Origin of the sequence: Methanobacterium formicicum DSM 3637 (assembly GCF_000302455.1) — an archaeon.
In the GTDB taxonomy this organism is placed as follows: Archaea; Methanobacteriota; Methanobacteria; order Methanobacteriales; family Methanobacteriaceae; genus Methanobacterium; species Methanobacterium formicicum_A.
Genome location: NZ_AMPO01000016.1, coordinates 1 through 9,981 on the forward strand (window position 1 = coordinate 1; position 9,981 = coordinate 9,981).

At 39.6% G+C, this 9,981-nt stretch carries 8 protein-coding genes; 3 read left to right on the top strand and 5 right to left on the bottom strand.

All coding sequences use genetic code 11. The annotated features are described in order from the left end of the window. On the top strand, positions 1-1,207 hold a 1,207-nt coding region (locus A994_RS12705), incomplete at its 5' end, for a DUF11 domain-containing protein (RefSeq protein WP_004032074.1). Positions 1,208-1,316: 109 nt separating this feature from the next. Here A994_RS12705 and A994_RS12710 read toward each other — a convergent pair. Further along, positions 1,317-2,624, bottom strand: coding sequence for a dihydroorotase (locus A994_RS12710; RefSeq protein WP_004032075.1), 1,308 nt, complete (start codon positions 2,622-2,624; stop codon positions 1,317-1,319). A gap of 128 nt (positions 2,625-2,752) precedes the next feature. Between A994_RS12710 and A994_RS12715 the strand changes: the two genes are divergently transcribed. Then, entirely contained in the window at positions 2,753-3,967 is a 1,215-nt protein-coding gene (locus A994_RS12715; protein WP_004032076.1) for a nucleotidyltransferase family protein, read from the top strand. Then, positions 3,958-4,743, top strand: coding sequence for a peptidylprolyl isomerase (locus A994_RS12720; RefSeq protein ID WP_004032077.1), 786 nt, complete (start codon positions 3,958-3,960; stop codon positions 4,741-4,743). Before A994_RS12715 ends, A994_RS12720 begins: the two co-directional genes overlap by 10 nt. Positions 4,744-5,203: 460 nt before the next feature. Here the strand turns inward: A994_RS12720 and serS are convergent, their stop codons facing one another. The 4 genes from serS to A994_RS12995 form a co-directional block, all read right to left on the bottom strand. Continuing rightward, the gene (gene serS / locus A994_RS12725; protein ID WP_004032078.1) at positions 5,204-6,754 is read right to left on the bottom strand and encodes a serine--tRNA ligase; all 1,551 of its coding nucleotides are present in this window, start codon (positions 6,752-6,754) and stop codon (positions 5,204-5,206) included. Positions 6,755-6,823: 69 nt separating this feature from the next. Then, entirely contained in the window at positions 6,824-7,048 is a 225-nt protein-coding gene (locus A994_RS12730) for a KEOPS complex subunit Pcc1 (protein WP_004032079.1), read from the bottom strand. A gap of 24 nt (positions 7,049-7,072) precedes the next feature. Then, entirely contained in the window at positions 7,073-7,861 is a 789-nt protein-coding gene (locus A994_RS12735; RefSeq protein WP_004032080.1) for an ATP-binding protein, read from the bottom strand. 421 nt (positions 7,862-8,282) lie between these two features. Beyond that, the coding region (locus A994_RS12995; protein ID WP_004032081.1) for a transglutaminase-like domain-containing protein at positions 8,283-9,981 on the bottom strand (1,699 nt) is incomplete at its 5' end.

Consider the following 9,981-nt stretch of genomic DNA (forward strand, 5'->3'; position numbering starts at 1 on the left):
TGTTACTGCGGGGCAGAGTGAGCCGTTGGTCTTCACTATTGCTGTGACCAATTTCGGTCCTAGTGATGCGTTGAATGTGAAGGTTGGTGATGTTTTGGATTCACGTTTGACTGGTCAGGAGTATAGTTTGGATAATGTGTCCTGGAGTGTTTGGTTGGCTCCTTATGAGTATGTGTTTAGTCGTTTGAATGCAAATGGGGCTGCGTATCTGTATCTGAGAGGATTAGTACCATCCAATGCCACGGGACTCATTAATAACACTGTTTTTGTTTCCAGCAATACCACCAATTTGACTGGTAACCTCACAGACAACACCACCACGGTGATTAACACCAGGGCTATCCTGAATATTACAAAAACATCCGTAACAGAAGGATCAGATGTAAATAACATAGTAAAAGGTTACCCAATCCATTACACCATAGTAATAACCAATGAAGGACCTTCTGATGCTCTGAATGTTAACTTTGATGATTATTACACACCAGACTTGTTGGAAAACACATATTACTCCACATCAACCGGAATATCATGGACTGCATACACTAATCCCCTGAATATAACCCCAATAATCGATAGACTGGCACCAGGACAGAATGTAACCATATGGATTAATGGTACTGTAATTTCCAATGCCACACAGGGCCTGAACAACACTGCAGCAACTTCATCAGAAACAGATCCATCTGGTAGGAAAACCGCATCAGTCTACAATGAGATTCAAACATCTCATGTAACTATTGAAAAAACAGTCAGTAACCCACAACCTTATCTCCATGAAACTATCTACTTCACACTTATAGTGCAAAACTGGGGACCAGATACTGCTGTAGATGTTTATGTCCTTGATAAACTCCCAGCTGGACTTAAATACATTGGGTCCCTAGCTAATTATGGATCATACAATCCTGAAACAGGTATATGGACCATTGGAAACCTAACTATAAACACAATAGCCCAGCTAATACTAACGGTTGGAGTTGAAAAGTTAGGACCAATCGAAAACCACGCCCATGTATACACTGCATCTTATGACCCTATATTGGACCAAAGAAATGCAACAGCAGTTATCAACGTCAAAGAACAACCCCAACCAGAGAACAATACTGTGGGAATGCAAAATACAGGAATGCCTTTACCATCCCTTGTAATGGCACTGTTACTTGTATTGACTGGTTTATCCGCAGTCATTTTCAGAAAAAAATAACGGGAAATTTTTTCCCAATTTTTTTTTTGAAAGAACAATAAAATCAACGAAAAGATTCTATTTATAAATAAATTCTATTTAAAACTAAAATTTTTCGACTAAAATCTTTTCATGAATAAATGAATTTTCCCTGGTTTTTTAGAATATGGCCTTTTTCCATAACTTTCTGCCCCCGTACCAAGGTCATAACTGGCACTCCCTGGACATGAAAACCTTCAAATGGGGAATATTTGGCTTTAGATTGGAAATTAGCAGGATCAATAACATATGATTTCTTTAAATCAATCACTACCAGATCTGCATCCATTCCCTTTCTTATAAAACCTTTATTGGGGATATTAAATATTTTTGCAGGGTTTTCACATAGTAATCGTTTGATATCTCCAACAATTATTTTACCCTGATTCAACTGGGTTAAAAGAAGGGGTAATGCAGTTTCAAGTCCAGGAATACCTGGAGGAGCATTCCACACGTCTTTATTTTTTTCTTCAAGTGTGTGGGGGGCGTGATCGGTTCCCACTATATCTATTTGGGATAAATTATCCACAGTTAATCGGTTTTTCTCATCACGCAGTGGAGGGTTAGTCTTGGCCAGGTTACCATATTTTCTCAGGTAACTTGAATTCAGGAACAGGTGGTGAGGTGTAATTTCAGATGTCACATTCAATCCATCATTTTTGGCTTGATTTATGATTTTTTGAGATTTTGGGGTGCTGACATGGCAGAAATGTATTTTTTGGTTGAATTTTTTCGACAGTAAAATGGCTTTCTGGATTGCTTCAATTTCAGCCTGGGGTGGACGAGCTTGTGAATATAATTCAGGATCAGATCCTTCCTTTTTCATTTTATTGGTGCACTGCTTAACCACATCTGGATCTTCAGCATGTAATGAAATTAATGGATGACTAGGAACTCCATTTAGTAGATTATCTCGAACCTCATTTATCTTACAGAAAGCCTCTATTAAAAAGTCACAATCTACTAGATCCATAAAAATTTTGAATGATGCTGGCTTATATTCAGTAAGCTCTTTGATAGAAGCTAGATCAGCAACTCCAACATGTAGACCAAAGTCCACCAAACTCTTTTCCCGAGCGATCCTCATTTTTTCTTTCAATGCCTGGGTTGTATTGGTGGGCGGAATTGTGTTAGGCATATCAATAACCGTTGTAAAACCCCCAGCGGCAGCAGCAGCACTACCTGAGAAGAAATCCTCCTTTTTAGTGAGTCCAGGATCTCTAAAATGAACATGAGCATCGATAAGTCCGGGAAGAACCAGTTTACTATTAACATCAATGGTTGAACTAGCATCTGTGGGTAATTTTTTGATAGAAACTATTTTCCCATCTTCAATTCCTAAACAAACCTCTTCAGTTCCTATATCAAGTTTACAGTTGGTAATACATATATCCAGCATATTTAACGCCCTATAATTTAATTATTTTTTTTAATTTAGCATTTTTCAATTACAATCATTTTCACAGTAGATGTTTCTGTAAGGATAATCATATAACATTGATGATGTCAATAAGTAATGGGGATGTCATGTCTTCTGTAGAAAATTTAGTAAAAGCAATGATAGTCAGGGACAGGAAAACATTCCTGAAAGATGCACGTTTTCTGCCTAAATATCCTAAATCTAAATTGGATTCACCTGACATGGAATTTGATTCACCTGATATGGGATCAAATCCGCAAAATCCTGGGCCAGATTCACTTGATATGGGATCAGATTTGCCGGATACAGGATCTGATTCATCTGATACTAAAATATTAGCTGATTTCACAGAATACAACCCCCTGCATAAAGGTCATCTGCACTGCCTTCTGGAGGCCAAAAAAAAGGTTCCAAATGGAATATTCGTGGCAGTAGTCCCCGGACTATTCGAACGCAGTGGAAGAGGATTACCTTACATCATGACCCGACAGGCACGTGCCAGGGCAGCCATTGCGGTTGGTGCTGATATCGTGGTTGAAGGTCCCCCTATGGGTATAATGGGATCAGGACAGTACTCACTCTGCCTGGCCAAGACATTCCAGGCCCTGGATGCAGATTATATCCCCCGAGGGTATAAACCGGATCCGGACTTTGAAATTCTACTGGAAAAAATAGGCAGAGGCACTGGAGTAGCTCCCAAACCATACCGTATGGTGGATATGGAAAATGGAGAAGTTTTATTAAAGGGTAAACTCAATGAAGATAATTACGTTATTGTATCTTTATCAAAGTCACTTACTAAAATTGGCTTCAACTTCAAGAATAAATTCATATTCATACCCAGGATAGAGGGAGTAAGTGGAACTGTAATTAGAGAAGCAGTTGTATCTGGAGTTTTAGCATCAGCCGAGGAAATGTTACCTCCTGAAACAATAAGGATCATGAGGGAAGAGATGGAAAATAAAAGAGCACCTCTTCACCAGACTCGGGATGAGAAAACTATCCTTTTCACAGCTAACAATGCCACAGTTCCTGATCTAAAATCCCTTAGCCTACTTGATGAGCGTACCATTGAGAATATGATCGATAAAAGGCCATTCAATAATCTAACTGAAATAGAAAGTTGTATTGCGCGTGGATTCAGTAGACATCATGTTCAAAGGGTCTTATCCTCATTGGAGGCGCGTATTGATAGGGACACCATGCATAGATATATTGAGAATTACCCCTCAACCATACGCATATTAAACTATAAAAATAAAGAAGTTCTAAGAGAATTTAAAAAGAGATTATCACATAGGAGGCTAGAGATATGCCAGTGAAGAATGGAGACTTTATAAAGCTTGAATACACCGGAAAAATTACTGAAACCGGTGATATCTTTGATACTACTGTTGAAGAGTTAGCAGAAGAAAACGGAATACACTCAGACAAGAAAACTTACGGACCAATATCCATAATCGTGGGTGGAGGTCATGTCCTAAAGGGAATGGAAACTGCACTGGAAGGCATGGAAGCAGGTGAAGAAAAAACCATCCAACTAACTCCTGAAGAAGCATTCGGTGAACGTGACCCTGGTATGATCCAGCTGGTTCCAATGTCCGAGTTCAAAAAACAGGGCATAAAACCACAGGTAGGAATGGCCATCACCTCAGAAGGAAACACTGGTATCATAAGGAGTGTTAGTGGAGGTCGAGTAAGACTGGACTTCAACCATGAACTTGCCGGTAAAAACCTGGAATACCAGGTAAAAGTAGTGGAAATCATTGAAGATGACACTGAAAAAATCAGAAGCCTAATCGACCTGCATTACCCTGCCCCCAACCTGGACTCTGAAAAACACCAGGTAACCATTGAAGATGATAAAGTCATCATCGCAATGGATGAAATGGCCAAATTCGACCAGCGCCCTTACATGGATGTAACCATGGCCAGGTTCCGCATTGCACGGGACATCCAGGAAAACATGGACATTGCTACAGTAGACTTCATTGATTCATTCACCCGCAAGGAAGAAGTAGAAGAGTCTACTGAAGAAGAAGTTTCTACTGAAGAAGTTCCAGAAAAACTAACTGAAGAAGAAACCAAAGAAGAATAGGCCCATTTCAGTCTAATCCTTCTTTATTTTTTTAATTTTTTAATTTTTTAATAGCAACGAATATTTATACTACAAATTTACTATTTCTTAATTATAGCTACTCTATTTTGATTTAAGTCTTCATAACTGGCATTTTTCGTATAAAATGATATTTTTAAGGAATTGAACTAAAAAAATACTGTGACTATTGAAGGATACTAGAGATTATTAGGATTACTATGGGTATTACTATGGATATACTATGGATATACTAGGGATTACTAGGGATTACTAGGGATTACTAGGGATTACTAGGGATTACTAGGGATTACTAGGATTACTTTAGATATTGAAAAACGAATATGAAATATTAGGAATACTAAAAAGAATAAAATAAATCTACTGATTGTATTTTGTGATTTTTTTCTTCAGTAGAAATACTATGATTATTCAATGGATTTAGATTTAACCTTTAAGTTATCTAAGGCCAGGTCAGAACCTGCGGTGTGCGAACAGTTCCTACTCGCTTGCGAACAACCTCTGGCCAGTTCTCCTTATCAAAGCCTTTCTGTGCCAGGAAACCAAATAACCATCTGGTTATTCCAATACCAGTACAACCAGTCCATAAGGTGTGGTTGTGGGTTTCTTTAATGGAAAATCCTTCTGTGAAGTGGGTACCGTGAACGTTGGCAGAAACCGCGGCTACTCCCTTATCAGCACCGGGTACAACAACACGCATCTCGTATTTAGGGACGTCTGGGAATTCTATGCCTCGCTCTTCCACCTTTCGACCTTCCAGGTAGAATGGGTCGTCACCGATTTCAGTGTACCATTCCAGTTCCATTTTGTTGGCCAGTTCCTGTGATATTTCCAGTGTAGCGTCACGAATTTCTTCCACCTGATCCGGTGTGCCTAACCAGACCAGTTCAATCCTCTGGAATTCATGCACACGATCCAAACCCTTGGCTCCACCAGCTTCCCATCGGTAGGTCCAGCCACTCTTATCAAAGAGTCTTATGGGTAGGTCTTTTTCATCTAGAACTTCGTGACTGAAGAACTCGTAGAATGGTTCGCACTGAGCCGGTGCCAGAACGTAAGATGGGTCTTTCAAACCATCTTTCAGGCGATCAATGGGAACTTCCTTTTTTATTAAAAGCTCGTTTTTGAACTTTTTAAATAGTTCTGGGTCTCGGCGGGGTGCACTGCAGTAATACATTCCCTCTGGAAGTCCTTCCAGGTAACGCATCTTATTCATCACTGGTATGGGTATGAGTTTAGGCCACATGCACTCGAAAAATTCCAGTTTTTCCACCAGAACCTCCATGAATATATCTTCAATGGCACGCTGCAGTGCAATGAACTTGGGTCCGTAGAACCACTGTCCCTTACCCGGGAACTTCTTAACCCAACCCTGTTTAACTGCCTCTTCAGTGGGGTCCCCTTCAAAAAATACTGGGAATTTCTGACTGCGTCCAGTTATGGTTCCTGGTTCGATTTTGGTAACCTGGCGGGTTAGAATGTCATCTGCATCTTCGTCTTCAGCGGAATCCATCCTTTCAGTCTCTGCCAGAACATGCTTAACCACCCTGTCCACCACGTGGTTTCTGAGATCTCCCTCTTCCAGTTGCTGGAATTGGATAACCATCTTTCCATCATCGAATGTTGCATCCTCTACATAGGGCATTTCGCTTACATCAACCAGTTCCCTGGATGGAAACTCAATTTGATAATCCTGAACAGTGATTTTCCGAACACCAATATGGTATTTTGGTCCTAAAAGTTGTGTGAGGGGTTTTTTCATACGAAGAAGTGCATCATGTGCTCTTCCCCGTCTACCGGAGACTATATCCAGGTGGAGAGTGTTACCTTCCAGGTTCCACTCCACGATCTGGGAAGCATCATCTTTTTGTTCCGGTGCAACTCCCTTCAGGAACAGGTCATTATTGGCCTGCTGGATAAAATGGGTAATATCATCTAAGGCTCCATCAGCATCTTTACTGAGTAAAACTTCTCCTTTTAATGCGAATTTCATTTTTATAACATCCTTAAGCTTATAATAGTTTTAAATATTTATTATAATTTTTTTTGTAAGTTTCTAATTTTATTGAATATCCAATACTTTTTCAACCAGCATTTCTGAGAATATGAGGTCATCTGCAGTTGATAGTATTGTTTTAAGTGATTTTCCTTCTAAATTACAGATTAAAGAATTATATTTTTGTCGCGACTCTAAATAACCAGTATTTTCAGGTAGAAGTGATTTAAAAGCAACTTTTGCCTGTTTATCGTTCTGGTAACTGAAGGTGATGGTGGCTTTGATCTTCATAATATTTTAGACCTCATTGATAGGTTAATTGGAGGGGTAATGATTTAAAATATTTTCTGCAATTTGTGCAATCGACTCAAAAGCTGCCGAATCAGGGTAATTAGCCAGTGGAAGGCCTTCCATGTCTGATATGACAACCATATCATCCCGAGGAATACTGCCTAACACATCCACATCCATTTCTTTAAGCTTTTCTACCACAAATTTTTCTTCCAATGGGCTGGCAACCTTGTTAATCACTGCCACCACCTTCTGGATACCTATATCTGTGGCCAGTTTTTTAATTCGGCTGGCTGTCTCCAGAGATTTGAGTCCAGGTTCTGCCACAATAATCATAACATCCACGGCCTCTGCAGTACGCCTTCCAAGGTGCTCTATCCCTGCTTCCATGTCTAAAATAACAATTTCATCTTTTTTAATGATCAGATTTCGCAGAATAGCTTTTAACATTACTGATGCCGGGCACACACATCCATCCCCGCCCTTATCAACAGTACCCATAACCAGAATTTTAAGACGACCCTCAGGGTCGTAATCGGTTGAAAGGGACTCTGGAAGATCAGATATGGTTGGATTCATTTTAAAAACTTCTCCAAAGGATGATCCTGGTTCTGCACCTGTCCTTTCCTTTATAAGATCTTTCATTTTAGATATGGGTGTTATGGGTTTGTGTATCCCCAGACTCCCTGCCAGGTTCATGTCAGGATCAGCATCAATGGCGTATACTTTATACTTTTTAGACAGAATAACAGCAAGAGTACTTGCCAGTGTGGTTTTACCCACTCCTCCCTTTCCAGTTATTGCGATCTTCATAATTCCACCAATTCCAAGAAATGAAAAATCTACATGTAATTATATTTATTTTAAAAATTCAGTGAAGCTATCTATGTAATTTATAATATTAATAAATTCATTGGAAGATAATCATCCCTTATTTTTTAAAAGTATTTTCCGTTTAACGTAATTTTATAGATCTGATTACAAAAAATAAGTTCTAAAATCAATTTATTCAAAGTATGGTTCATATTTAGAGGTAGTTTATTGGAGATTGGAAATAATTTATTTGAGAATAATTTTTTTTGTAAGTGATCGTTTCCTGAAAATAAATACCTTTTGGGAAAATGTTATTTTTAGATCAAATCCTTAGAAACTAATTTTTAACGTGATGTTAGATTTTAAATGTGATTTTAGCATAAAAAGAATAAAAAAAAGAAAAGGGGGGTTTTTTAGTTTATTAAAACGTTAATGACGCATATGTACCATATACAGTTGCTGTTGCAGTATTCCAGTTGTTTATAGAACCGAAAGTGTTGTATGAACTGGTGGCATCTGCTGTGTACCACTGCCCATTGGCATATACCTGTACCCATACGTGCCCGTACCAGCTACCACTAGAGAACTGACAGTATCCATGCACGTAACGTGCCGGGATGTTTGATGCTCTCAGGAGTGCTATCATCAGGTGTGAAGTATCAACACAGTTTGCTGATCCAGCGCTCAGTGTTCCAACTGCTCCATATTTAGTGTCATAGTAGAAGGAATAACCGATATTATCCCGTACCCAGTTGAATATCAGCACAGCCTTTTCGTAAGGTGTACTAGCGCCTGCAGTTATACTGTTGGCCAGAGCAATGATCTGAGCATTATCTGACTGACAGTTATTTGAGGGCTGGATGTATACCAGATACTCAGCAGGTATTTTATAGATAACTGTTATCCATGGGTTCACACTGACTGAACTAGGCAATGCGCCATTGTTGGCATAGGAATCAAGTACTTGGCTGAAGAGATAAATCTGGGTCTCATAGCCGAGGTATCCTAAACTCACTACTCCAGTATACGGTGCTATTTTGTTGCTTACCATATAGGAGTTAATTCTACTTGCAAAGTCCACGTACTCTGATAAACCAATTGCACCGCTACTTGTTATGCTCTCCGAGCTTGAAGAGGGTAAATTGTAGTTTTCCAGTGTTATAGGGGAGTTGTTTCCACTGTTTATTTGTACAACGGCTTTAGTAGCTAAATACAGGAACTGGGCAATGCTGATCTTGACTCCTCCAACATTGGCTGTCGAAGGAAGATAACTGTAAAGTTCTACATTATTTTTCACACCAGTTGCTGTAGCAGCGATATCCGCTATACTAAACTGCACATTAACTCCAGCGGTACCTATATTAGATGCAGACCATGATTTAACCACTATGTTGTAGGGTAATGCTCCGTTGGTTTTATAGTAACTCAGTATCCTACTGTACATGTAGATCTGGGACTCATAACCAACCTGTCCAATATTAGCATAACCGTAGGCAGGTGCTGCTCCATTACTTCCAATATAATCTGCTATACGTTTAGCAAAGTCCACATAGTCATCATCTAATAGAAGTTCGGTGGTTAGGCTTTCGCTGCTGGAGGTTGGTAGTGTGTAACTTCCTAGTCCAATTGTGGTACTAGTTGGTTGGCCATTGTTTAGTAGTGTGGTTGCTGTTGTGGTTAGGTATAGGAATTGTGCCATGTTTATGGTGGTTGTTCCTACTGTTACGGTTGAGGGTAATGCTTTGTTGGTTTCTATGTAGTTTTTGACTGTTTGTGCCGCAGTCAGAACTTGCTGAATAGTTACAGAACTTGGTTCGGTTATGGGTATGTTGTTGTTGGTCCATTGTTTGACGGTTATTGTGGTTGGTAGTGTGCCGTTGTTTGCGTAGGATGTGAGTATTCTGCTGTATAGGTAGATTTGTGATTGGTAGCTGATTTGTCCGAGGCCGATTACTCCGTATGGTGGTGCTTGGCCGTTAGATTGTATGTATTCGCTTAGTCTGCTGGCGAAGTCAACATAACTATCTAAGGTCATTGTTCCGGTGGTTAGGCTTTCGCTGCTTGAGGTTGGTAGTGTGTAGCTTCCTACTGTTATGGTGGTGCTGGTTGATTTACCGTTT

Coding starts and splice junctions, on each gene's coding strand:
- A994_RS12730 (WP_004032079.1), bottom strand. CDS start 7,048: ATGAAGATCAAAGCCACCATCACCTTCAGTTACCAGAACGATAAACAG.
- serS (WP_004032078.1), bottom strand. CDS start 6,754: ATGAAATTCGCATTAAAAGGAGAAGTTTTACTCAGTAAAGATGCTGAT.
- A994_RS12720 (WP_004032077.1), top strand. CDS start 3,958: ATGCCAGTGAAGAATGGAGACTTTATAAAGCTTGAATACACCGGAAAA.
- A994_RS12710 (WP_004032075.1), bottom strand. CDS start 2,624: ATGCTGGATATATGTATTACCAACTGTAAACTTGATATAGGAACTGAA.
- A994_RS12735 (WP_004032080.1), bottom strand. CDS start 7,861: ATGAAGATCGCAATAACTGGAAAGGGAGGAGTGGGTAAAACCACACTG.
- A994_RS12715 (WP_004032076.1), top strand. CDS start 2,753: ATGTCTTCTGTAGAAAATTTAGTAAAAGCAATGATAGTCAGGGACAGG.